Source organism: Sulfitobacter sediminilitoris (genome assembly GCF_010667575.1).
Classification (GTDB): Bacteria; Pseudomonadota; Alphaproteobacteria; order Rhodobacterales; family Rhodobacteraceae; genus Sulfitobacter; species Sulfitobacter sediminilitoris.
In genome coordinates this window covers 154,660-177,781 of the sequence record NZ_JAABNT010000004.1, presented here as the reverse complement: position 1 = coordinate 177,781, position 23,122 = coordinate 154,660, and the positions used below count along the sequence as shown (strand labels likewise).

General features: G+C 58.7%; 24 protein-coding genes. 12 read left to right on the top strand and 12 right to left on the bottom strand.

The window, feature by feature from the left end:
• Positions 1–73: 73 nt before the first annotated feature.
• Positions 74–1,291 (bottom strand): SAM-dependent methyltransferase, encoded by a 1,218-nt coding sequence (locus GV827_RS08620; protein WP_164353386.1) that lies wholly within the window; start codon positions 1,289–1,291, stop codon positions 74–76.
• Between the two features lie 80 nt (positions 1,292–1,371).
• Positions 1,372–2,142: an alpha/beta fold hydrolase gene (locus GV827_RS08615; protein ID WP_164353385.1), complete on the bottom strand. Its 771-nt coding sequence runs from the start codon at positions 2,140–2,142 to the stop codon at positions 1,372–1,374.
• A 54-nt stretch (positions 2,143–2,196) separates the two neighbouring features.
• Here GV827_RS08615 and GV827_RS08610 point away from each other — a divergent pair, with 54 nt between their 5' ends.
• Both GV827_RS08610 and GV827_RS08605 read left to right on the top strand, forming a co-directional pair.
• Entirely contained in the window at positions 2,197–2,571 is a 375-nt protein-coding gene (locus GV827_RS08610; RefSeq protein WP_164353384.1) for a hypothetical protein, read from the top strand.
• A 12-nt stretch (positions 2,572–2,583) separates the two neighbouring features.
• Positions 2,584–2,934: a VOC family protein gene (locus GV827_RS08605; RefSeq protein ID WP_164353383.1), complete on the top strand. Its 351-nt coding sequence runs from the start codon at positions 2,584–2,586 to the stop codon at positions 2,932–2,934.
• Here GV827_RS08605 and GV827_RS08600 read toward each other — a convergent pair.
• Positions 2,931–3,326 carry a (R)-mandelonitrile lyase gene (locus GV827_RS08600; RefSeq protein ID WP_164353382.1) on the bottom strand — a complete coding sequence of 132 codons (396 nt, stop codon included), beginning with the start codon at positions 3,324–3,326 and terminating at the stop codon, positions 2,931–2,933. The two genes, GV827_RS08605 and GV827_RS08600, sit on opposite strands and share 4 nt — an antisense overlap.
• A 91-nt stretch (positions 3,327–3,417) precedes the next feature.
• Here GV827_RS08600 and GV827_RS08595 point away from each other — a divergent pair, with 91 nt between their 5' ends.
• Positions 3,418–4,194: an SDR family NAD(P)-dependent oxidoreductase gene (locus tag GV827_RS08595; RefSeq protein ID WP_164353381.1), complete on the top strand. Its 777-nt coding sequence runs from the start codon at positions 3,418–3,420 to the stop codon at positions 4,192–4,194.
• A 24-nt stretch (positions 4,195–4,218) separates the two neighbouring features.
• Here GV827_RS08595 and GV827_RS08590 read toward each other — a convergent pair whose 3' ends face one another.
• Together GV827_RS08590 and glyA are read right to left on the bottom strand one after the other, a co-directional pair.
• Positions 4,219–5,868: a thiamine pyrophosphate-binding protein gene (locus GV827_RS08590; RefSeq protein ID WP_235930291.1), complete on the bottom strand. Its 1,650-nt coding sequence runs from the start codon at positions 5,866–5,868 to the stop codon at positions 4,219–4,221.
• Between the two features lie 206 nt (positions 5,869–6,074).
• Complete coding sequence (gene glyA, locus GV827_RS08585; RefSeq protein WP_164353380.1) at positions 6,075–7,352, bottom strand: serine hydroxymethyltransferase; 1,278 nt, start codon at positions 7,350–7,352, stop codon at positions 6,075–6,077.
• A gap of 171 nt (positions 7,353–7,523) precedes the next feature.
• Here glyA and GV827_RS08580 point away from each other — a divergent pair, with 171 nt between their 5' ends.
• Positions 7,524–8,279, top strand: coding sequence for an NAD kinase (locus GV827_RS08580; protein ID WP_164353379.1), 756 nt, complete (start codon positions 7,524–7,526; stop codon positions 8,277–8,279).
• Positions 8,280–8,285: 6 nt separating this feature from the next.
• Here GV827_RS08580 and GV827_RS08575 read toward each other — a convergent pair whose 3' ends face one another.
• The 3 genes from GV827_RS08575 to GV827_RS08565 are packed head-to-tail and all read right to left on the bottom strand — an operon-like array spanning position 8,286 to position 9,855.
• Positions 8,286–8,849: an SCO family protein gene (locus GV827_RS08575; protein ID WP_164353378.1), complete on the bottom strand. Its 564-nt coding sequence runs from the start codon at positions 8,847–8,849 to the stop codon at positions 8,286–8,288.
• Complete coding sequence (locus GV827_RS08570; RefSeq protein WP_164353377.1) at positions 8,846–9,412, bottom strand: hypothetical protein; 567 nt, start codon at positions 9,410–9,412, stop codon at positions 8,846–8,848. Before GV827_RS08570 ends, GV827_RS08575 begins: the two co-directional genes overlap by 4 nt.
• Positions 9,409–9,855, bottom strand: coding sequence for a hypothetical protein (locus tag GV827_RS08565; RefSeq protein ID WP_164353376.1), 447 nt, complete (start codon positions 9,853–9,855; stop codon positions 9,409–9,411). Before GV827_RS08565 ends, GV827_RS08570 begins: the two co-directional genes overlap by 4 nt.
• 197 nt (positions 9,856–10,052) lie before the next feature.
• On the opposite strand from GV827_RS08565, the gene GV827_RS08560 reads away from it, so the two are divergent.
• Positions 10,053–10,250: a CsbD family protein gene (locus GV827_RS08560; protein WP_164353375.1), complete on the top strand. Its 198-nt coding sequence runs from the start codon at positions 10,053–10,055 to the stop codon at positions 10,248–10,250.
• 65 nt (positions 10,251–10,315) lie between these two features.
• Here GV827_RS08560 and GV827_RS08555 read toward each other — a convergent pair whose 3' ends face one another.
• Complete coding sequence (locus tag GV827_RS08555) at positions 10,316–11,560, bottom strand: adenylate/guanylate cyclase domain-containing protein (RefSeq protein WP_164353374.1); 1,245 nt, start codon at positions 11,558–11,560, stop codon at positions 10,316–10,318.
• Between the two features lie 25 nt (positions 11,561–11,585).
• Positions 11,586–13,478, bottom strand: a complete 1,893-nt coding sequence (locus tag GV827_RS08550) for a propionyl-CoA synthetase (RefSeq protein WP_164353373.1) — start codon at positions 13,476–13,478, stop codon at positions 11,586–11,588.
• Between the two features lie 217 nt (positions 13,479–13,695).
• Between GV827_RS08550 and GV827_RS08545 the strand changes: the two genes are divergently transcribed.
• Both GV827_RS08545 and GV827_RS08540 read left to right on the top strand, forming a co-directional pair.
• Positions 13,696–14,466 (top strand): MipA/OmpV family protein, encoded by a 771-nt coding sequence (locus GV827_RS08545; protein ID WP_204325796.1) that lies wholly within the window; start codon positions 13,696–13,698, stop codon positions 14,464–14,466.
• A gap of 154 nt (positions 14,467–14,620) precedes the next feature.
• Entirely contained in the window at positions 14,621–14,731 is a 111-nt protein-coding gene (locus GV827_RS08540) for a malic enzyme (RefSeq protein WP_164353371.1), read from the top strand.
• 65 nt (positions 14,732–14,796) lie between these two features.
• Here GV827_RS08540 and GV827_RS08535 read toward each other — a convergent pair whose 3' ends face one another.
• Positions 14,797–17,070: an NADP-dependent malic enzyme gene (locus GV827_RS08535; protein WP_164353370.1), complete on the bottom strand. Its 2,274-nt coding sequence runs from the start codon at positions 17,068–17,070 to the stop codon at positions 14,797–14,799.
• 212 nt (positions 17,071–17,282) lie between these two features.
• On the opposite strand from GV827_RS08535, the gene GV827_RS08530 reads away from it, so the two are divergent.
• The 5 genes from GV827_RS08530 to GV827_RS08510 all read left to right on the top strand — a co-directional run bounded on the left by GV827_RS08530 (position 17,283) and on the right by GV827_RS08510 (position 22,395).
• On the top strand, positions 17,283–17,687 hold the full coding sequence (locus GV827_RS08530; protein ID WP_164353369.1) for a cytidine deaminase: 405 nt from the start codon (positions 17,283–17,285) through the stop codon (positions 17,685–17,687).
• Positions 17,684–18,988: a thymidine phosphorylase gene (locus tag GV827_RS08525; RefSeq protein ID WP_164353368.1), complete on the top strand. Its 1,305-nt coding sequence runs from the start codon at positions 17,684–17,686 to the stop codon at positions 18,986–18,988. The genes GV827_RS08530 and GV827_RS08525 overlap by 4 nt, the downstream gene beginning before the upstream one ends.
• Positions 18,988–20,178, top strand: a complete 1,191-nt coding sequence (locus tag GV827_RS08520; protein ID WP_164353367.1) for a phosphopentomutase — start codon at positions 18,988–18,990, stop codon at positions 20,176–20,178. The genes GV827_RS08525 and GV827_RS08520 overlap by 1 nt, the downstream gene beginning before the upstream one ends.
• Positions 20,179–20,307: 129 nt before the next feature.
• Positions 20,308–20,949, top strand: a complete 642-nt coding sequence (gene upp, locus GV827_RS08515; RefSeq protein WP_164353366.1) for a uracil phosphoribosyltransferase — start codon at positions 20,308–20,310, stop codon at positions 20,947–20,949.
• Between the two features lie 90 nt (positions 20,950–21,039).
• A complete protein-coding gene (locus GV827_RS08510; RefSeq protein ID WP_164353365.1) occupies positions 21,040–22,395 on the top strand; it encodes an SPOR domain-containing protein in 1,356 nt (451 codons plus the stop codon).
• Between the two features lie 61 nt (positions 22,396–22,456).
• Here the strand turns inward: GV827_RS08510 and GV827_RS08505 are convergent, their stop codons facing one another.
• Positions 22,457–23,119, bottom strand: coding sequence for an SGNH/GDSL hydrolase family protein (locus GV827_RS08505; protein ID WP_164353364.1), 663 nt, complete (start codon positions 23,117–23,119; stop codon positions 22,457–22,459).
• Positions 23,120–23,122 lie beyond the last annotated feature (3 nt).

Below are 23,122 nucleotides of genomic sequence, written 5' to 3'. Positions count from 1 at the left end.
TGGGTGTGAAGGCGATCCGTATGCATAATTGAGCAGGATCAGTTCCTACACCCCGGTTCAGATTACGTCCACATCAGCCTTCGCCCTGCACGTTGCCGGAATAGAGGTAGCCACGGGTCACAGGCACGGCATTGCGCTCATGGGCTAATTGAAAATGATAGACCGCCTGCATCTGGTGCTCAAACGCGATGATGCAGACGGTAAAGTAGTACTGGAACATACGTACAAAACGGTCGTCGTACATCGCCAGCACCTGATCACGGTGTGTTTCAAAGCGGGAACGCCAGTGGCGCAGGGTACGGGCGTAATGCAGTCGCCAGACCTCGATGTCACTTTGCCAGAGTTTTGCCTGCTCAAGCGGACCCGCGAGTTCAGAGAGAGAGGGCACATAGCCGCCGGGGAAGATGTACTTGTTGATCCACGGGTCGTGCGGCATGGGCGGCGCGCTGCGTCCGATGGTGTGGATCAGCGCGATGCCATCAGGGCTCAGCAGTTCATTGACACGTTGGAAATAGGTTCCGTAGTTAGGAACACCCACATGCTCAAGCATGCCGACGCTGACGATACGGTCGAAGGTGCCCCTGATGTGGCGGTAGTCCTCAAGTTTGAAGGTGACACGGTCTGATAGACCGGCTTCCTCTGCGCGCCTCTGCGCAGTCTTCAGCTGGTTTTCGGACAGGGTGATCCCGGTCACACGGGCGTCAAAATCCCTGGCAAGCGTCAGGGCCATACCGCCCCAGCCGCAGCCGATGTCTAGGACGTGACAGCCCGGTTCGATCCGCAGCTTGCGGCCGATGTGGGCTTTCTTGGCCTCTTGCGCGGCTTCGAGAGACATGTCCGGATCGGTGAAATACGCGCAGGAATACTGCATGTCCGCGTCAAGGAAGAGGCGGTAAAGGTCGTCCGAAATATCATAATGATGGGCGACGTTCTGCCGGGATCTGATCGGATTGTTCCGTTGAATGAAATTGCGCGCATGGTAGCGCATATGGTGGGCCGCCCGCAGCCAGGCAGGAAGCTGGCCCGCCTCTCGGTTTCTCAAGAGAAGCACGAGGCTGTCTTCGAGGCCGCGCTCGTTGAAGGTCAGCGTCCCGTTCATGAAGCCTTCGCCCAGTCCCAGAGAGGGGTTCACGCAGAGCGCACGCAGCGCCGCGATATCTGCGATTTCGAGGGAGGCAGTTTCGCCGGTGTTCGGTCCGTAAATGCGGGTCTGCCCATCAGGGAAACGGACACGCAGCTGATCGCGCACCATCAGCTGGCTGAGAATTCTGTCGAGTGCCTTTTCCCACATCAGCGTTCTACCCGCATATGAGTCGGCGGTTCCTGACACCGGAACCGGCGCGACAGGTTAACCCGTTAAGAATTCATTAACTATTCGCCTGCGTCAAGGAAGGCGCGCAGGGTCGCCTCGAACTCGCGGGGTTTTTCCGCATGCAGCCAGTGGCCTGCGCCCGGAATTTTGGCAAAATGTGCGTTGGGAAACATTTTTTTGATCCCTGCGCGTTGATCGGGGCGCACGTAGTCAGAGGCGCCGCCGGACAGGAACAGGGTTGTCCCCTCGAACGGTCCTGTCAGTTCACCGGGCCAGCCCATGATATTGTCCATCTCGGACTGAAGCACATCGAGGTTCAGCCGCCAGCGCTTGTTCGGCACATCCAGCGACTGGGTGAAGAAGCTTTGCAGGCTGGGGTCGATCCCGGCAGTGCCCAGCTGCGCTTCGGCATCTGACCGGCGGGTCACAGCGGACAGATCGACCTGGCGCATGGCGTCGATCATCATTTGCTGCGTGTGTCCGTAAGCTATCGGCGCGATGTCCGCGATCACAAGCCGCCGGATCAGGGTCGGACGGGTCAGGGCCAGCGCCATCGCAGCCTTGCCACCCATGGAGTGACCGCACAGATCCACAGGGCCACCGATGTGCTCCACCACTTCGGCCAGATCATTGGCCATGTCCGTGTAGCTGTGGGTGCTGGTACGCGGACTTTGGCCGTGGTTGCGCATGTCAGGCGTGATGACCTTGCGCGTGTCCGAGAGCCGCTTGGCAATGACACCCCAATTGCGACCAGAGCCAAAGAGACCGTGGGCGATGATCAGCGGCGGGTGATTAGATTGTTCTTCGCCGTATTCGATAAGGTTCAGCATGGTCTTATGGGTATCGTTATTGCAGCAAGCCTACCAGTACGTTTAGAACGCGACATGGCCAAAGTGCAGGACATAGATGCGAAAGTCGCAACCGTTCAGGATTTGCTGACGGAAAAATTCGGCGTGAAAAAGCGGCCGCTGGGCAAGATGCTGCACCGCACAGGCCGGCGCCTGCCGCGTGGGATGCACAAGAAGGCGCAGCAGCTTGTCGATGCGCAAAAGCTGGCAGGTCACCCGAAACTGGCGATGCGACTGAACCATGACAGTTTGAACAAGGCCTATGACGCGCTGACCGCTCATTTGCAGGCGATCGACGTGGCCGAGCGGCGCAAGGCCAGGTTACTCAGCCTTGCGGGCACGCTGGCATTCAACCTGCTGGTGGTGGGTGCCGCGTTCGTCTTTTGGCTGTGGTGGGCTGGCTATGTCTGATCCTGATTTGCGATGGTAAAGGTCCGTCGCATTGTTCCTGATCTTGCGGCACGTGATCCCAAAGAGGTCGCGGCATTTTACCGTACTCTCTTTGACCTCGACGTCCTGATGGATCAGAGCTGGATCGTCACACTTGGCGCCGGGACAGGACCCGTCCAGATCAGTATCGCTGCTGAAGGCGGCTCTGGCGCACCGGTTCCACACCTGTCCATCGAAGTGGATGATGTCGAGGCTGTGTTCCAACGCGCCACACAAAATGAGGTCGAGATCATCTATCCTCTGACAAGAGAGCCATGGGGTCTGCATAGGTTCTTTCTGCGTGATCCGACCGGCAAGATCGTGAACGTTCTAACCCACTCCTAGCCGCCATATTGCGCGTCCGTCACCGGCTCCATCCAATCGGCGGTGCGGCCGTCTTCTTCTTGCTGCAAGGCGATATGTGTCATGGCGCAATCGGCGCTGGCCCCGTGCCAGTGCCTTTCACCCGGGGCGAAGGTGATCACGTCACCGGGAAAAATCTTCTGAATTTCTTCGCCCTCTTTTTGCGTCAGTCCGGCCCCCGCAGTAACAATCAGCGTCTGACCCAAAGGGTGCGTGTGCCAATTGGTGCGTGCACCCGGTTCGAACGTCACTGACAAGGCGCGGACGTTGTTCACCGAGGGGCCGGTGATCAACGGATCCATGCGAACGGTGCCCACGAAATAGTCCGGGCTTGGCCGTGTAGAGGGGCGGGAGCCTACGCGGTGAATGATCATAAACGGTTCTTTCGCCAAGGCCTTGCGGCCGGTGGGGTTGAAATCATGTCCGACCGTACAACACTTTTACGAAACAGAAAGAGGATACGACATGAGCAATACGGCACTGGTGACCGGCGCATCATCGGGCATTGGACGCGAATTTGTCCGCTATCACGCAGAGAAAGGTGGCGATCTGATCATCACCGCCCGCCGCGAAGAAGAGCTTGAGGCGCTCAAAGCGGACCTTAAGAAAGAGCACGGCATCAATGTTCATGTCTTCGCGCTGGATCTTGGCTCTGCGGACGGGGCCAAAGCGCTGCACGACAAGATCGAGGCGGCAGGACTGAATGTCGATATCCTGATATATAACGTGGGTTTCGGCGGGCAGGGCAGGCATTTGGACCGATCGTTAGGCGAAGAATTGGCGATGATCGACCTGAATGTGAAATCGCTCGTCTCGCTCAGCCACATGGTGGCCCAGGGGATGGTCGCGCGTGGCAAGGGCAAGATTCTGAATGTCGGGTCCACTGCCGGTTTTATGCCGGGGCCCAATCAGGCGATCTATTTCGCAACCAAGGCGTTCGTGAAATCCTTTTCCGAAGCATTGGCGCAGGAACTGAAAGGTACTGGTGTGACCGTCACCGTGCTGGCACCGGGATACGTAGAGACCGAGTTCGCCGAGCGTAGCGGGCTGAACGGGACGAAACTGGTGTCCGGCGGTGGCAAGACCCCGCGCTCAGTTGCCAAGCATGGTTATGACGCGATGCGGCGGGGCGAGTTGGTGACCGTTAATGAAAACCTTCTGGGCTTCATGGTGAACTGGGTCATCCCGCTTCTGCCACGGAAAACGGTTCTCAAGCTGGTGGAGAACATGCAGGCAAAATGAGGGTGCGCACTTCGCGCCCGGTCATCACGCCCGCATCCGTGGTACGTCATTCGGGTCCAGACGCAATTCGATCAGTTTCGGCCCGGATCTGTCGGCAAGTGCGGCAACGGCTGTCTCCAGTTCCTCCATTGACGTGACCGTGAAACCTTGCCCCCCCAGCGCCGTGCCGACTTCTGCAAAGCTTGGCCATTGGAATTCCGACAGGCTGGGGTCCATCTTGCGGTCAAGGAATTGGATATGCTCGGCACCGTAGGCTGAGTCGTTCGCGATGATGACGATCAGGTTCAGCCCCAGTCGCACCGCTGTATTGAATTCATTGATCCCGCCCATCATGAAACCGCCGTCACCTGAGAACAGGATCACAGGCCGATCCGGCCGCGCTACGCCCGCGCCGATTGCCTCTTGCAGGCCCAGCCCAATAGACCCGAATGATACGGTCGCAACGAAACTTTGCGGATCAGGGACTGAAAGCCGGCACCAAACTTCGGTCATGAAGCGGCCTCCGTCGGTGACAAGCACGCGGTCTTTGGGCAGTGCCGTTTCAAGATACTCAAGCGCCTCGACGAAATTCACCCGTCCCGCAGCTGTCTTGCTTGTGGGAACCGGATGTGCGGTCAGCGCTTCTATGTCCAGATCCTTGGTCACACCGCTTGGCGGCACTTCGGCCTCATCCAGCCAGTATTGGATCGTCTTGGCCGTCAGCCCGGCATCGGCGATCAGCGCGGCATCGGGGTGCAGGGCGCCACCGATAGCCGTGGGTTCCATGTCGATCTGAACGATCCGCTTGCCCTTCATCAGCTTGCCGCGATCGGTGGTAAAGTCATGCAGGCTGGTGCCGAAACAGATGATACAGTCAGATTGCGCGATCAGCTCGTAGGCCGCCGGGGTCGAAAGCGTCCCGAAGATATCGATGTTATAGGGGTGATCGTTGAAAAGTCCCTTGGCCATCAGGGTGGTGGCAAGCGGAGCTTCCAGCCGGTCCGCGAGGGCAATGATTTCATCCCGCGCCTTGATGGCACCTCCCCCTGCAAGGATCAGCGGCCGCCGCGCCGAGGCGATCATCCCGATGGCCTGATCAAGGCTGTCGCCTTCGGCAACACCTCCAGGCGTGGAAAAGACATCAAGCACTTTGGGCGCGAAGGGTGCCTGTTGCCACATGAAATCAGCGGGCATGTTCAGCACGATGGGACGCCGCTCGACCCTTGCGCGGTAGAAGGCGCGCGCCACATCCATCGCCACAGTGTCGGGTGTACGAAGCTGCTCAAACCCGGCACCTGTGGTCTTGACCAACTCGCGCTGGTCGATGCTTTGCAGGTGGCGCGGGTTGTCAGCCGGTGTATCCCCGGCCAAGAGGACCACCGGCAGTTTGGCGCGCGCGCCTTCCGTCAGCGCGGTTACGCAATTGGTGAGGGCCGGACCATGGGTGACCGTCGCCACGCCGACCTGGCCAGTGGTGCGCGTGTAGGCCAGCGCCATCAGCACGGCACCCCCTTCGTAAGCTGCCGGGATCAGGCGGCCCTCGCATTCACGCACAAAGCTGTCGACCATGAAGAGGTTGGCGTCGCCCATGAGGCCGAAAAGCGTGTCCACCCGGTGGGCTGCGATGGCTTTTGCAATGGATTGGTAGACGTAAGGATCTGCGGACATGCGGTTCTCGTTTGTTTGGGTTTGCATGACCGTAGCCCCGCGATCGCGCGTCTTGTGCGCATTGATCTTGCAGGAATGCAATATTTTGCGGCAATTCGGCTAAAAATGGCCATTTTATGCGATATTTACGCGCACGGAGTGCGGTGCCAAATGCCTGAGATTCTGAGGTTCAAAAAAAAGGGCCTGCACAGCCGTGCAGACCCTTCGGTTGTCATGGACCTAAGCCCGCTTAATCAGAGGTTTGGATAAATCGGGAACTTCGCGCAAAGCGCCTCAACCTCGGCCTTCACGCGGGCCTCGACCTCGGCGTTTCCGTCTTCGCCGTTAGCCGCCAATCCATCGACAACCTCGATGATCCAGTCCGCGATCTGGCGGAACTCGGCCTCACCGAAGCCGCGTGTGGTGCCTGCGGGAGAACCAAGACGAATACCGGAGGTGACCATCGGCTTTTCGGGGTCAAACGGCACACCGTTCTTGTTGCAGGTGATGTGGGCACGCCCAAGGGCTTTCTCGGTCGCGTTGCCTTTGACGCCCTTGGGGCGCAGGTCGACGAGGACGACATGCGTGTCTGTGCCGTGGGTCACAGTGTCAAGGCCACCCTTGATCAACTGATCAGAAAGCGCCTGCGCATTCGTGATGACCTGCTTGATGTACGTCTTGAATTCAGGCTGAAGCGCCTCGCGGAAGGCGACGGCTTTTGCCGCGATGACATGCATTAGCGGACCGCCCTGAATGCCGGGGAAGATGGCGGAATTGAACTTCTTTGCCAGATCTTCGTCGTTGGTCACGATCATGCCGCCACGTGGACCGCGCAGGGTTTTGTGCGTGGTTGTCGTTGCCACATGCGCGTGCGGGAAGGGAGAGGGGTGCTCGCCTGCCGCCACGAGGCCTGCAAAATGCGCCATGTCTACGTGCAGGTAGGCCCCTACGCTGTCCGCAATCTCACGCATGCGCTTGAAATCAATCTGGCGCGGCACGGCAGAGCCGCCGGCGATGATCAGCTTGGGCTTATGTTCGTTCGCCAGTTCCTGCACCTGATCGTAGTCCAGCAGGTTGTCCTGCTTGCGCACGCCGTACTGGATCGCGTTGAACCATTTGCCGGATTGGTTTGGCTTCGCCCCGTGGGTCAGGTGACCACCCGCATCAAGTGACATGCCAAGGATCGTGTCGCCGGGTTGCAGCAAGGCAAGGAAAACCGCTTGGTTGGCCTGAGAGCCAGAATTCGGCTGCACGTTTGCGAAACCGCAGTCAAAAAGCTTGCAGGCGCGTTCAATCGCGAGGTTCTCTGCGATGTCCACGTATTCGCAGCCACCGTAGTAGCGTCGGCCAGGGTAACCTTCGGCATATTTGTTGGTCATGATCGACCCTTGCGCCTCAAGCACAGCGGCAGAGACGATGTTTTCGGAGGCGATCAGTTCGATCTCATTGCGCTGACGGCCAAGTTCGCCTTCGATAGAGGCGAGCAGTTCAGGGTCGGTTTCAGCCAGTGCGGTGGTGAAGAAGTCTCTCATGGGGGCGATTCCTCTGGGTCAAGTTTGGCCGTTTCGTATCGGAAACCGGGCTTTGCGGAAAGGCGTGAAAGCGACGCAGTCAAAGATATTGGCGGCAGCGCTGGCGGCCATTGGCGTAATGTGCTTGTCTGACGGGAAATTGCGGCGCATCGGAAACAAATGTCCCAGTCCATGAAAATCGCTTTCGCGGCCAGCCGCGCCACCGTGGCCCAGACCGCGCGCGCGGCGTTGATCGGGCGCTATGGCAACGTCCCTGTCGAAGAGGCGGATGTGATCGTAGCACTTGGCGGTGACGGCTTCATGCTGCAAACACTGCATGACACCCAACATCTGCCCGCTCCGGTTTATGGCATGAACAGGGGTACCATCGGTTTCCTGATGAATGCCTATAGCGAATCCGATCTCATTGAACGGCTGAATGCGGCAGAGCGTGAGGTCATCAACCCGCTGAGAATGCGTGCGACCCATGTGGATGGATCAGTTTCCGAGGCCTTGGCAATCAACGAAGTATCTTTGCTGCGCGCAGGCCCGCAGGCCGCGAAATTGCAAATTACAGTGGACGGGCGCTTGCGCATGCAAGAACTGGTTTGTGACGGTGCGCTGGTCGCCACGCCAGCGGGATCGACTGCCTACAATTATTCCGCACACGGGCCGATCTTACCGATTGGCTCGGACGTGCTGGCGCTCACGGCGATGTCCGCCTTCCGTCCGCGTCGATGGCGTGGGGCGCTATTGCCGAAATCTGCCAAGGTGCGCTTTGACGTGCTGGAACAGGAGAAACGTCCGGTGATGGCAGACGCGGATGGCAACAGCTACCGCGACGTGGTGTCGGTCGAGATCATGTCAGAGCCTTCCATAAAGCACGCGATCCTGTTCGATCCGGGTCATGGATTGGAAGAGCGGCTGATCTCCGAACAGTTTACCTGATCTGTTTCATTTCCCGGGCGTGAGGTATTTTAGCGCTGTCTCTGCTGCGTGATTTGCGTCCATCACAGGTGGGATCAGGGTCAGCACCTTTCCGTTGGCATCCATCAGATAGATAAGGGAGCCGTGGCTGTAGACCGGACCATAGGTCGGGTCTTCATAGGCCAGAGCATGTTCAACCGAGAAAGCGGCGTAGGCGGCGCCAAGTGCATCACGATCACCAGTGAGGCCAATGAAGCTGGGGTGATGTCTGACAAGCGGTTCGGCCATGGTTTCAACCGTGTCGCGCGCAGGATCGACGGTGATCATCACCGGGCGGACAGTGATGTCCTGCTTGGCGAGGCTGTCGGTAACTTCGGCCATCAGCGGCAGCGCCGCAGTGCAGACGCCGGGGCAGTTTGCGTAACCAAAGAACAATAGTTGTGGCAGGCCATCGGGGTCAGATTGTGTTCGGCGTTCACCGTGCTGGTTTGTCAGGGTGAAAGGACCTCCTACGTCAAATGGAAGCGGTGATTGTGCGAGAACCGACGACGCATTGAAGAGCATCAAGAGGATCGCGAAGCGCAGGATCATTCGAAGTAATACTCGATAAAGGCTGCGTCGGTCTCTTTTCCAAGCCCCAGATAGCCAACCTTTTCGATCTCTGCCAGAATGCGCGGGTCACGGCGGAACCACGGGCCTTTGCCCTTGGCGTCAGGGTTCTCAGCGGCCCAGACCTTGGTAAACTGGCTGGCCTTGGCCCAGTCGGCATCACCTGCTTTGACACGCTGGACAAGGTAGATGTTGTTGATCGGAAAATCCTCGTCATTGATCATCAGGCCGTCGACGGTGACCTGCTGTCCGCAATAAGGCAGCAAGTCTACGACAGCACCGGTAAAGGCAGGCTGGTTGTTCTTCGTTGCCATCACCAGCACATTGTCGGCGCTGCGCAAAAGGCCAAGCTGGCGTTCGCCGTCGCCGCAGTTGGCGGGACAATTGCCGGTCAGTTCACACATCACATCAACGACCTTCGCGTCAAAGAGCGCGGGGACTTCGGCGTAGAGGTTCCATGTTCTGGCTTCTGATCCTTCAGAGAAATCCTGTGCCGCGAGCGGAGCAGCAAGCAGGGCGAGGGCGGATGCGGCAAGGCGCTTCATTCCTTGGGCTCCGGGATCGCAAATGAGGGGACAACGTCGTAATCCTCGTGGCTGAGGTTCACGATGCCCTTATCTTCGAGCACCTCTTCGACAATGATGTAATTGATACCGTCGCGCTCATAAAACATCCCGTCTGCCGTCACCGTATGAGACGCAAGGGTGAGCGCGGTATCACCGCCTGTGGCGTTGTCTTGGGGACCAAGTTTGAGGACCGTGTAAACGGTACCATCCTCGGTCAGCAGACCGATAGGAATGCCAGAGGCAGAGCACCAGAGCGCGCAGGTATGATGTGCCGATCCCACGACGCTGTCGGGGCCACCCATGACGCCCGAATAATAGCACCATGTGTCGATGATCTCTCCGGTGACGGTGATGCGTTGGCCTTCTGCCGCAATCGCTGGGGCCGCCAAAAGCCCCATCAAACCAAGCCAAAATCTGCGCATGCCAAAATCCTTTTTATGAATACAATCAGTCTAGGAGGGCGTTTTTCCATTTAGCAAATCACATTTCCCGTGAGCGGTCTGCTGCGGGGAATTCTGCTTGTTGCGGGAACCAGAACCGCGCTGACGCGTTGATACTTTGAACAAGGCGGCAGCGCGAAGGTTTGTCGCCATACAAGCGTACGACAAGGAGAATTGCGGTGAATTGGGATGAAGTAAAAGGCAACTGGAAACAGATGACCGGCTCTATCAAAGAGCAATGGGGCAAGTTGACAGATGATGAAGTACAGCAAGCCGAAGGCGACCGCGAGCAGCTGGTGGGCAAGATCCAGGAAAATTACGGCATTGCGAAAGAAGAGGCTGAAAAGCAAGTAGACGAGTTTCTCGCCAAGCACTGATCGGCAAGGCTAATGAGAATCAAAAGGCGGTCTTATGGATCGCCTTTTTCCATTTCATTGGCCGCTCAATCGACGGTAAAAAGTTCCTGTCGCTCGGTCACGCCACGCAGCCGGTATTGACCCAGAGAAACCAGATCCGGTCGCTGATCTTTGACCGGCAGGGCGACCTTGGATGAGATGACAATATCCTGCCCGACCGGACCCGACATTCCGAGAATACGGGCAGTGGTGTTCACGGCGGGGCCGATCACGGTAAAATCGAGCCGTGTCTTTCCGCCGATGTTACCATAAAGCACATCGCCCGCGTGGAGCCCGAGGGTGAAACCGGTGGTCGGCAGGCCTTCTTTTTCGCGAGCCGCGTTGATCTCCGCAAAAGCCTCGCGCAAGGCGCAGGCGGCCTCGACAGCCTTGAGCCGTGCTTCGGGGATGTCCGTGAGATCAAAGATCGCCAGCATCCCGTCGCCCATGAACTTCAGCACGTTGCCGCCGTATCGCTCGACCACTTCGACAGCCAGTGCGAAGTAATCGTTGAGAAGGCCGATGATCGCCTCGGCCCCCAATGTCTCGGAGAGCGAGGTGAAGCCGCGCAAATCGAAGTACCAGATCACCGCCGAAATGGTCTCGGAAGAGCCACGCATGATATCACCCGAAAGCACACGTCGGCTGGCGTCGGCACCGAGGTAGGCCGCAGTGATGTCCTCGGCCATTTTTCGGTTCGCACCGCTCTTGAGTGTCAGGCTGATCGGCGCCAGCAGGGCCCGCAGACCGTCGAGCTGTGCTTCGGTGAAGCCGCCGGGCGCGTCCGTGGTCATGGAGATGGTCATGCCTTCCTCGAGCGCGAAAGGGTCGGAGGGCCGTTTCTGATTCTTGTGCAGAAAGAAACGCTTGGCGGCGTAGTAGTCCGTGGCACCTTGCTCACGTAGTTCCTCGAAAATGGGAAAATCCAGCTCGGGATCGGGCACATCCAGCCGCTGGCGGATCTCCGAGACCGGTGATGTCATAAGGTGATAGAGCGGGCTGCGCCTGTATTCCTCAACCACATCGTCGGTGTTACTGGTGCGGCTGTATTCGAACTGCTCGCTTTCCTGGTCACGGTGCCAGCGGAAGGCCACTGCACCAATCTCGGGGTGATGCGCCCGGGTGCTGAGATTGACGCGCGAGATGGGGATGCCCGCCTCGTTGATGCGGTGGCACATCGTCTCTAGCCAGGCGTTGATCGGTGTGTTCTCAAGCCCCTGCTGGATCAGCCAGCCGGTGAGGTCCGACAGGGCCGCGGTCATCTCAAACTTGTCGAGGGTCGGCGCGGCCATGTCAGGCTCCTTATCTTAGCGGGTTCTAGTCCTGAGCATAGCCGATTCTCTGCAGGGCTGTCTTGATTTCATCAAGGATTGCCGGATCGTCGATGGTGGCGGGCATCTTGAACGGATCCCCGTCCGCGATTTTTACCATGGTGGCGCGCAAGATCTTGCCAGAGCGGGTCTTGGGTAGACGGTCCACGACAAGGGCCTTCTTGAACGCGGCCACCGGGCCGATTTGATCGCGTATGCGCTGGACGCATTCTTTCTCGATCTCCTCATGCGGGCGGTTCACGCCTTTGGACAGGCAGACAAAGCCGATGGGCGATTGACCCTTGAGCGCATCACTGACGCCGATCACCGCGCATTCGGCAACGTCGGGATGTCCGGCCAGAACTTCTTCCATGGCTCCCGTCGACAGGCGGTGGCCCGCGACGTTGATGACGTCATCGGTACGCGCCATGATGTAGAGGTATCCGTCCTCATCCATCATGCCTGCGTCGCCGGTTTCGTAATAGCCGGGGAAGGTGGTCAGGTAGGATTTGACAAAGCGTTCGGTTGCATTCCAAAGCGTCGGCAAGGTGCCGGGAGGCAGTGGCAGTTTCACCGCAATGGCACCCAATTCGCCGGGCTTTTGCGGGTGGCCTGCCTCATCAAGAATATGTACCTCGTAGCCGGGCATCGGCACGGTCGGTGAACCGATTTTGACAGGCAGCGCCTCAAGCCCCGCAGGGTTGCCCGCAATGGTCCATCCGGTTTCTGTCTGCCACCAGTGATCATAGACCGGCTTGCCCAGCATTTCCTGTGCCCATACGATGGTGTCAGGGTCAGCGCGTTCACCGGCGAGGTAGAGCGCGCGCAGGCCGGACAGGTCATATTTCTTGACGAATTCGCCCTTGGGGTCCTCGCGTTTCACGGCACGGATCGCGGTGGGTGCGGTAAAGAAACTGCGCACATTGTGTTCTTCGATCACGCGCCAGAAGGTACCTGCGTCCGGGGTGCCGATGGGTTTGCCTTCAAAGACGATGGTGGTGTTTCCGTGGATCAGCGGCGCATAACAGATGTAGGAGTGCCCCACGACCCAGCCCACATCTGACGCGGCCCAGAAAACGTCACCGGGATCAACGTTGTAGATGTTTTTCATCGTCCAGTTCAGTGCCACCAGATGGCCGCCGGTCGGGCGCACAACTCCCTTTGGTGCGCCCGTAGTGCCAGACGTATAAAGGATATATGCAGGCCAGTTTCCTTCGACGGGTACGTAAGGGGCAGGCTTGGCTTCTTTTTGAGCCTCGTGCCAATCCACGTCGCGGCCTTCTATCATGTCGCAGCGGTGCTGCTCGCGCTGAAGGATCATGCAGAACTCCGGCTTGTGCGCGGATTGCTCAATCGCACCGTCAAGCAGGGGTTTGTATTCTACGGTACGGCCCGGTTCCAATCCGCAGGAGGCGGCGATGATGGCACGGGGTTTGCAATCGTCGATACGCACCGCAAGTTCGTGCGCAGCAAAGCCGCCGAACACGACAGAGTGGATCGCGCCTAGGCGCGCGCAGGCCAACATCGCCTCAAGCGCTTCGGGTACCATCGGCATGTAGATGATAACCGTCTCGCCTTTGCGGATGCCGCGTTCGGCGAGGGCGCCAGCCAGAAACGCGACGCGCCTTTGCAATTCAGCGTAGGTGATTTTTTCCTTGGTGCCGGTGATCGGGCTGTCGTGGATGATGGCAACCTGATCGCCGCGCCCCTGTTCAACGTGCCGGTCCACAGCGTTGTAACAGGTGTTGACCATGCCATCGGCGAACCATTCAAAGAGGTTGTCCCCGTGATCGGTCAACGCCTTTGTCGGGGGCACCGCCCAGTCGATCGCCTTGGCCTCTTCCATCCAGAAGCCTTCCGGATCGTTCTGCCAGCTTTCGTATGTTTCGCGGTATCCCATGGTTTTCCTCCTCAACCCCTGCTCTTTTGTTAGGCAGAGCAGTGCGCCGGGGCAAGCCCGCATGGGGGCTCGGGGGCATCACGTGATAGGAACTTTTCACATATTCCTGCCGTGCGGTGGAATTATTTACAGCGCCAAGGCGCGACTCATCTTTTCAAAGCCAAGGTTAGTGCTATGTGCCAGTCCAAACGTAATCCGAACCCGGAGCCTCCTGATCATGCGCCAGTCTGCCGCTTTTGCCTTGACCCTTACGACCGCCATCGGCGTGTCACTGCCTGTAATGGCGCAGGAGCGGTCCTTTGATTTCGCCCTGCGCGGCGGCATTGCTGCGGTCCCATCCTATCCTGGTTCTGATGAATATGAGGCCGCACCTGATATCGGCTTTACCTTCGGTGCGCTCAAATGGGGCGGGCGGAGCTTTGGGAATGGTGCCGGCAATCTGCCCGACAACGGTTTGGCATTTCGGGGCGCGTTCAAGTTCGTTGGCGAACGGGATGATGATGACAACCCTGAACTGGCCGGGCTTGAGGATATTGATGCTGCAGTCGAACTTGGCTTTGGCGTCATATACCGTGAAACCAACTGGCAGGCCTTCGGCGAGGTGCGTCAGGGGTTTGGCGGGCATGAAGGTGTGACGGGTACGCTGGGCGCTGACGTGATCTTTCGCCCGAGCGACCGCTGGACCATCACGGCCGGCCCCCGCGTGAACCTTGGCAACGCCGACTATGCCTCGACGTATTTCGGTGTAAGCGCTGCTGAGGCGGCGGCGTCGAGCTTTGGCGCGTATGATGCTGACGGTGGCGTTCTGGGCGCGGGTTTCGAGGTGGAAGGTATCTACCGGATCAACAGGCTTTGGGGCGTGGAAAGCACACTGAGCTACGAACGGCTGCAGAATTCTGCTGCCGACAGCCCAATCACACAAGCCGGTTCAGAGGATCAGTGGCGCATCTCAATCGGGCTTAGCCGAGCGTTCACGCTGAATTTCTAAAGTCTTGAATTCGCAGCGCTGTTCATGATGTTTTGCGGGTGTGGGAAATCTGCATTGCTGTCGAATCCGTATCAGTAACGCCAGGCATTTCGTGCGAGCCTCAGTGTATGGCCGGGCATGCTGTCCGCGCCGGGACATGACAAGGTTCACGATAATGGGTGACAAGATCGCCAACCAGAAAAAGCAGGCCAAAAGGTCTGCCAAACCGACTGTAAAAGCGCCAATGACTGTCGCGGAGATCAAGACCGCCACACCGCGTAAGTAGATCGCTCAGACCAGATAGGAACGCCGCCCCGAGGCATTTCAGGGCGGCGTTATTGTATTCTTGCGTTACCCGTAGTGCGCCACTGGAGTGCCGGCGATGGCGCCCATATTGAGCAATCCACGTGCGGTGATCGAGGGTGATACGATATGGGCCTTGTTGCCCATGCCCATCAGGATCGGGCCAACCTCAAGGCCGTCCCCCTTCATTTTCAAGATGTTGCGCACGCCAGAGGCCGCATCCGCATGAGCAAAGATCAGCACATTCGCGGCACCCGGCATCCGGTTGCCGGGCAACAGCCGTTCGCGCAGTTCCGGGTCCAGCGCGGTGTCGATATTCATTTCGCCCTCGTAACAAAAGTCCGCACCTTCGGCGTCTAGCATGCGAATGGCCGCGCGGAGGCGGCCACCTGTACCTTCGCCCTGATTGCCGAATTGCGATTGCGAACAGAACGCAATCTTGGGCTCGATCCCGAAGCGGCGTACGTGGCGCGCGGCACCGCGTGCGATTTCGGCGATCTGTTCCGGGTTGGGATGCAGATGCACTTGCGTGTCCGCAATAAAGAGCGGCCCATCTTCAAGGATCATCATACTTAGCGCACCGTGGGGGCGCAGATCGCCACGGCCCAGTACCTGATTGACGTAGTTCAGATGCCAGCCGAATTCCCCGAAGGTGCCGCAGATCATGCTATCGGCTTCCTCGCGGTGCACCATGACCGCACCGATGGCAGTGGTGTTGGTGCGCATGATCGCCTTTGCGATATCAGGCGACACCCCGCGTCGACACATCAGATTATGGTAAGTCTCCCAGTAATCACGGTAACGTGGGTCGTTTTCGGGGTTCACCAGATCGACATTGTCACCCAGGCGCAGGTTCAGGCCTGCCTGTTCAATGCGCCTTTGGATGACCTCCGGGCGGCCAATGAGGATCGGAGTTTCGACAGTTTCCTCAATGATCGCCTGGGCAGCCCGCAACACGCGTTCATCTTCACCTTCGGCAAAGACCAGACGTCGGGGAGATGCGCGTGCGGCCTCGAACACAGGCCGCATCAACAACGCGGATTTGAACACTGACCCATCAAGCTTGTGCTTGTAGGCATCCAGATCGTCAAGCGGGCGTGTCGCAACACCGGTTTCCATTGCAGCCTTCGCGACGGCAGACGACACCACACCAATCAGACGTGGATCAAAGGGTTTGGGGATCAGGTAGTCAGCCCCAAAGGTCAGCTGTTCCCCTTGATAGGCGGCGGCAGCTTCGGCGGATGTGGTTGCGCGCGCAAGTGCAGCGATCCCTTCGATGCACGCCAACTGCATTTCATCGTTGATGGTGGTCGCCCCCACATCTAGCGCGCCGCGGAAGATGAACGGAAAGCAGAGCACGTTGTTGACCTGATTGGGAAAATCAGATCGCCCGGTCGCGATGATCGCGTCGGGAGCAACCGCACGCGCGAGGTCGGGCAGGATCTCTGGCGTCGGGTTTGCCAATGCAAAAATGATCGGTCTATCTGCCATTTTCCCAACCATCTCGGGCGTCAGTACCCCGGGGCCTGACAGGCCAAGGAAAAGGTCGGCACCGGAAATCACATCATCAAGCGTGCGCAGATCCGTTTTCTGGGCGTACTCTGATTTGATCGGGTTCATATCGACCTCACGGCCCTCATAGACAAGACCGTTGATATCGCACAGCCAGACGTTCTCGCGCTTTACGCCAAGCTTCAGCAACATGTTGAGGCAGGCAATCCCCGCTGCGCCGCCCCCCGTTGAGACAATTTTGATGTCTTCGAACTTTTTCCCCGTGACATGCAGCGCATTTGTAACCGCCGCACCAACGACGATCGCGGTGCCGTGCTGATCATCGTGAAAAACGGGGATGTTCATCCGTTCGCGACAAAGTCGTTCAACGGTAAAACAATCCGGCGCCTTGATGTCTTCGAGATTGATCGCGCCAAAGGTTGGGCCAAGTGCGCAGACGATATCAGCCAGCTTTTCAGGATCGGGTTCATCCAATTCTATATCAAAACAATCAATGTTCGCGAACTTCTTGAACAGGACCGCTTTGCCCTCCATCACCGGCTTGGAAGCGAGCGCGCCGATGTTGCCAAGGCCCAGTACTGCAGTGCCATTCGTGACTACGGCCACTAGATTTCCGCGTGCGGTGTAGGTGGCCGCTGTGCCGGGATCGGCCTTGATTTCAAGACAGGCTTCGGCCACGCCGGGCGAATAGGCGCGGGCAAGGTCGCGTCCGTTGGCCAGTGGCTTGGTCGCGCGAATCTCAAGTTTTCCGGGCTTTGGAAACGCGTGATAATCAAGTGCCGCCTGACGCAGATTGGGCGTATCGGACATGGTGAAAGAACCTCCCAGAGAAATATAGTTTAGCGTTAAACTACTTTTTATTTGTCGCCAAGGTCTTTGCCGCGCTGATGTCCAGCGGTCGCAATGGCGTTTTGTTGTCAGGGCAGGGTATTGGGAAAACGATTGAAGGGGAAGAAGCCGTGTCTTTTGCCACTCGAAACTTCCGATTCCACTTTCTATAGTTGATTGTCTAAGGGGGGCTTATGGGCAAAGAGTTGAGAGACAAGGCAATAGATGTGCGCGCGCGCGCCTACGCTCCCTATTCCAATTTCAAGGTAGGGGCCGCCGTACGGGGGGCATCCGGCGCGGTCTATGTTGGGTGTAACGTCGAAAATGCAGCATATCCCGAAGGTACTTGTGCCGAAGCAGGCGCCATCGCGGCCATGGTCGCAGCGGGTGAGACAACGCTGAGCGAAGTCTATGTCGTCGCCGAAAGTTCCGAGCCAGTGACACCTTGCGGTGGATGCCGCCAGAAATTGGCAGAATTCGGTGCTGGCGATATCCTGGTGACCATGGCAACGGTCCAAGGGGCGGAACAGCGCGCCACGCTGGCTGAGTTGCTACCCGGTGCGTTTGCCAGCCATGCAATGAAGAACAGCACCAGATGAACGCACGGTCGATCCTTGCAAAGCTGCGCCACCGTCAAACGCCGACCCGCGAAGAACTGGCTTGGATGGCGCATGCGTTGGCCGATGGCGAAGTGAGCGATGCGCAGGCCGGGGCCTTTGCCATGGGGGTTTGCCTGAATGGATTGTCGGACGTCGGTCGCGTGGCCCTGACCCTTGCGATGCGCGATTCAGGGCGTGTGCTGTCATGGAACCTTGATGGACCCGTGCTTGATAAACATTCAACGGGTGGGGTTGGTGACTGCGTAAGTCTTGTTCTGGCCCCGGCGCTGGCTGCCTGCGGAGCTTTCGTGCCGATGATATCTGGCCGCGGTCTGGGCCATACGGGCGGGACACTGGACAAGCTTGAGGCCATTCCCGGCGTTACAACGCAGCTGTCTGAAGGCCATTTCAAACAAATCGTCGGGCAGGTCGGCTGTGCCATTGTTGGCGCCACTGCCGACATCGCCCCGGCTGACCGGCGGCTCTACGCGATACGCGATGTGTCCTCGACCGTGGACTCGCTGGATCTGATCACGGCGTCTATCCTGTCCAAGAAACTGGCAGCCGGGCTTGATGGTCTGGTGCTTGACGTGAAGGTCGGCAGCGGTGCTTTCATGAAATCCCTGCCCGAAGCACAGGCGCTGGCGGAGGCGCTTACCAAGACAGCAAATGCCGCCAAGTGCCGGACAACAGCAGTGATCAGTGACATGAGCCAGCCCTTGGTTCCCAGCCTTGGTAACACGCTGGAAGTCGCCGAAGTCATGCAGGTTTTGACCGGGTCGGGCAGGGGGCCGATCGTGGATGTTGCGGCCGCACTTGGCGGGGTGCTGCTGGCCAACGCAGGTCTGGCGCAGGATGTACAGGAAGGCGCTGATGCGATTGCCCATGCGATCCGCAAGGGTTTTGCGGCAGAACGTTTTGCGCGGATGTTGTCGGCGCTTGGCGGCCCCGTGAACTTTAATGAGAATTGGCGGCGTTTCTTGCCAGAGGCGACGGTAATCAGACAGGTCTCCGCCCCCCATGACGGCTATGTCGCCAAAATCGACGGAGAGGCGTTGGGCCTGGCTGTCGTTGGCTTGGGTGGTGGCAGAGTTGTGGAAAACGATCGTATCAATCCGGCCGTCGGCCTGTCTGATGTTGTGCGATTGGGGACAAAGGTCACACGCGGCCAAACGCTTGCTGTTGTACATGCTGTGCGTTCCGATCAGGGCGATGCCGCCGCGCAAGCGGTTTTACAGGCCATCAAGCTGAGCGGGTCGCGCCCCAAGGTGCCCGACCTGATCATCGAAAGGGTCGGCTGATGCCAAGGGCCTTTCTGGTGGTGATGGATTCGGTTGGCATTGGTGGCGCACCGGATGCGGATCAGTTTTTTAACGGCGACACCCCCGATACAGGCGCGAATACCTTTGGCCACATCGCGCAAGCCTGTGCGGCTGGTCAGGCCGAAGAGGGACGAACTGGCCCATTGAAAGTGCCTCATTTGGCAAAGCTTGGACTTGGTGCGGCGCTAGAGCTGGCTAGCGGGATGGACGTGCCGGGGCTGCACGCCGATCCAGGTGCCTGTTTCGGGGCTGCGACAGAGGTATCAAAAGGCAAGGACACGCCGTCAGGGCATTGGGAACTGGCGGGCCTGCCAGTGCCATGGGATTGGCATTATTTTCCAGATACCAAGCCTGCCTTTCCGACCGAATTAAGCCGTTATGTTGCACAGGCTGCTGGCACTGATGGTATCCTTGGTGATTGCCACGCATCCGGTACTGCGATCATCGCGGAATTGGGGCAGCAACACATGCAAAGCGGCTGGCCGATCTGCTATACCTCTGCCGACAGTGTTTTCCAGATTGCCGCCCATGAGGAACAATTTGGGCTCGAACGATTGCTTGCCCTGTGTGAGGCCATTGCCCCGCGCCTTCACGACATGAAGGTTGGTCGTGTCATTGCGCGCCCCTTCGTCGGCGATGCCGCGCAGGGGTTTACCCGCACCTCCAATCGCCGCGACTACGCAATTACCCCGCCTGCGCCGGTCCTTACCAACTGGGTTCAGAATGCAGGCCGCCCCGTCTATGCCGTTGGGAAAATTGGCGATATCTTTTCGATGCAAGGCATTGATGAGGTCCGCAAAGGGGGTGACGCCACCCTGATGGGGCATTTGGGCACGCTGGTAGAAGAGGCGGCAGAGGGGTCTTTGACCTTTGCCAATTTCGTAGAATTTGACAGCCTCTACGGTCATCGGCGCGACGTCTCGGGTTATGCCCGAGCGTTGGAATGGTTCGATGCTGAGATTGGCAAGGTGCTGCGGCACCTGAGACCCGGTGACATGATGATATTGACGGCGGACCATGGAAATGACCCCACTTGGGTCGGCACGGATCACACCCGCGAAAGGGTGCCCGTTTTGGTCGCGGGCACGGAAACCGGAGCTTTGGGACAAATCGGGTTCATTGATGTGGCAACGCTTGTTGCGCGCCATCTGGGTGTGGGTCCAAGTTAACTTCCTAAGCAGACGTGCCCGGACGGCTGTAGCCCTAAAGCGGCGCAAGGGGCAGGAAGGCAAGGCAGTGGTGCTTGCAAGGTGGGCGTTTTCGGGCGACAACATCGCTGAAATTAAGGAGCCGCCACCATGTCCTACCCTGATGATCACCTGACAGTCGTGGACCACCCCTTGGTACAGCACAAGCTGACCATCATGCGTGACAAGAACACGCCCACCGCCGTATTCCGACAGGTCCTGCGTGAGATTTCACAGCTTTTAGCGTATGAAGTGACCCGCGGCTTGCCAATGACGACCAAGGGCATCGAAACACCCATGCAAGAAATGGAAGCGCCCACGCTGGCAGGCAAGAAGCTTGCGCTGATTTCGATCCTGCGCGCAGGCAATGGATTGCTGGATGGTGTGCTGGAACTGATCCCTTCGGCACGGGTGGGGTTTGTCGGTCTTTACCGGGATGAAAAGACGCTTCAGCCGGTCCAGTATTACTTCAAGGTGCCCGAAGGGCTGGATGACCGGCTGGTGATCTGCGTCGATCCTATGCTGGCGACGGGCAATTCATCTGTAGCGGCGATTGACCTGTTGAAAAAAGCAGGGGCCAACCACATTCGGTTTCTGTGCCTGCTGGCCGCACCAGAGGGCGTCGCTCGGATGAAAGAGGCGCATCCCGATGTCCCGATTGTCACGGCGGCCGTTGACCACGCGTTAAACGACGTTGGTTATATCGTCCCTGGATTGGGTGATGCCGGAGACCGGATGTACGGGACCAAATAATCGCCCCAAATTCGGGTTGGACATCACGCGGGTGCTAGACTTGCTCAGCGGGCTGAGGCATCTTGACTACATATTGTGTGGGGGCATGAAATGAAGCTATCGAGAATACTAGCCGTTGTGGCCGTCGCAGGCAGTCTCGGGGTCGCGCTCAACGTCGGCACGGGTCAAGCGCAGATCCGCGAGCAACAACCGGCAGAGTTTCCGCCCACCTCCTACAAAGGCAAGCAATACGTGGACAGCAATGGCTGCGTGTTCATACGTGCCGGCATTGATGGGAATGTTACTTGGGTGCCGCGTGTGACGCGTGACCGCAAGACCGTCTGCGGTTTCAGGCCGTCACTGGCAGGACAGGTGGCAGAGGCACCTGCCCCAGCGCCGGTGCAGATCACGCTTGACGGCACGGCTTCTCCTGCGCCGACCACAAGTGCCAAACCAGCGCCGCGCCGCGTTGCGGCCAAGCCGCGCCGCGCGACCCCTGCCGTGGTGCGTCAGACCGCACCAAAACGCGCATCGGCACAACGGGTCATCGTAAAGCCAACGATGGCCGCACCTGTGGTTCAGGCGCGCAGCGCGTCCGAAGGCGCAACCGCTTGTCCCGGTGCTTCACCACTTTCCCAACAGTATCTGCGGGGATCAGGCGTTCGCTGCGGTCCACAAGCTGAACCAATTGTCGCGCCGCGCATGGCGACGGCACCGCGTGTTGTGGTGCCACAAGCCCATGCTCAGGTGCCAAGTGGCGCGGCGACGATCCAACCACACTCCGGCACCGGCTATGCCGCTGAGGTGACATCAACGACCCGGATCGTGCCCAAGCACGTGGCGCAGAACCGGTTGAACACACGTAATGGTGCCGCTCCCAAGGGCTACAGATTGGCATGGGACGATGACCGTCTGAACCCCTATCGCGCGGAACAAAATCTGGCTGGTCGTGAGCAAATGTTGCTGGTCTGGACACAGACAGTGCCGCGCCGTCTGGTCAACCAGACGAACGGTCGTGACATGACTGCGTCAGTCCCCCTGATCTACCCCTACACCAGCATCGAACAACAACGTCGTGAGTTCGGCGAGGTGACGATCGTCCAGCGCGATGGACAGACGATGAAGCGGATCGTGCGTCACGCCGGAGCAAAGCCTGTGGTGCGCAAGCCGTTCTACTCCAGCCGCTCCACACCTGAAAAGCCTCTGGCTTCGAAGGCTGCAGCATCGAGCAAAGCCGATGCTGGCAAGCGGTATGTTCAGATTGGGACCTTCCGTGACGAAGCCAATGCGCGGCGTGCGGCGCAATCAATCGCCCTGATGGGTATGCCCGCCCGGATCGGAAAGCACCGGAAGGGCGGCCAGAGCTACATGACGGTGCAGGCCGGTCCATTCAATGGGTCCGGTGCCATGCAATCAGCCCTGAACCGTCTGCGCGGTGCGGGCTACCGGGATGCTTTTGCCCGGTAATGTATTCTCAATCTTTGAATTTGGGCCAGTCGGAGATCATCCGGCTGGCCATTTCTTTTCCTCAGACCGCATAGAGTTTCGCTGACGGGTGAAAACCGTCACTCGCCATCAGGTCTGGGTCAAGTTCCAGATCAAACTGGGCATGAGTGCAATCGGCGCGTGTATCCAGATAGGCGATGCGGTGTGTCTCAAGCTTGGTTGCGTGGCGGCCAAGCGTCCAGCGCAGGGGGTGGGGGAGCAGGGGAAAATGCTGCAACGGAGGCATTCCTGAGATATAGAACTGCTTTGGGCTGTACATAACACGCAGCCGGGCCAGCAGGCGTTGCTGTTGGCGCAGCCAGACAGGGGCAGGAACCAATCGGGTCACATCGTTTACACCCAGCGCGATAACCACAACATCCAAAGGCTTTGGCTTGGCGCTCTCAAGCCGCGCCAGCGTGCTGCTTGTCGTAGCCCCGGTGAGAGCGTCGAGATACCAGCTTACCTCAAAATGTCGCGACAAGGCATCCGTCAGCTGTCCTGCAAGCGCCTGCGACTGGTGAGACACGCCAACGCCTGCAGCAGAACTGTCCCCGACAATGCCAAGGCGCAGAGGCGGGCCACTGCCAATGACACCTTCACGCGGACCTGCGGCTTCGGGCAGGCGTTGAGCGATGCGCCGGATCTGCAATGCTTGGGCAATCAGCAAAGGAGACAGGGCAAGCCGTGCAGCGGTGTCGAGCATTGC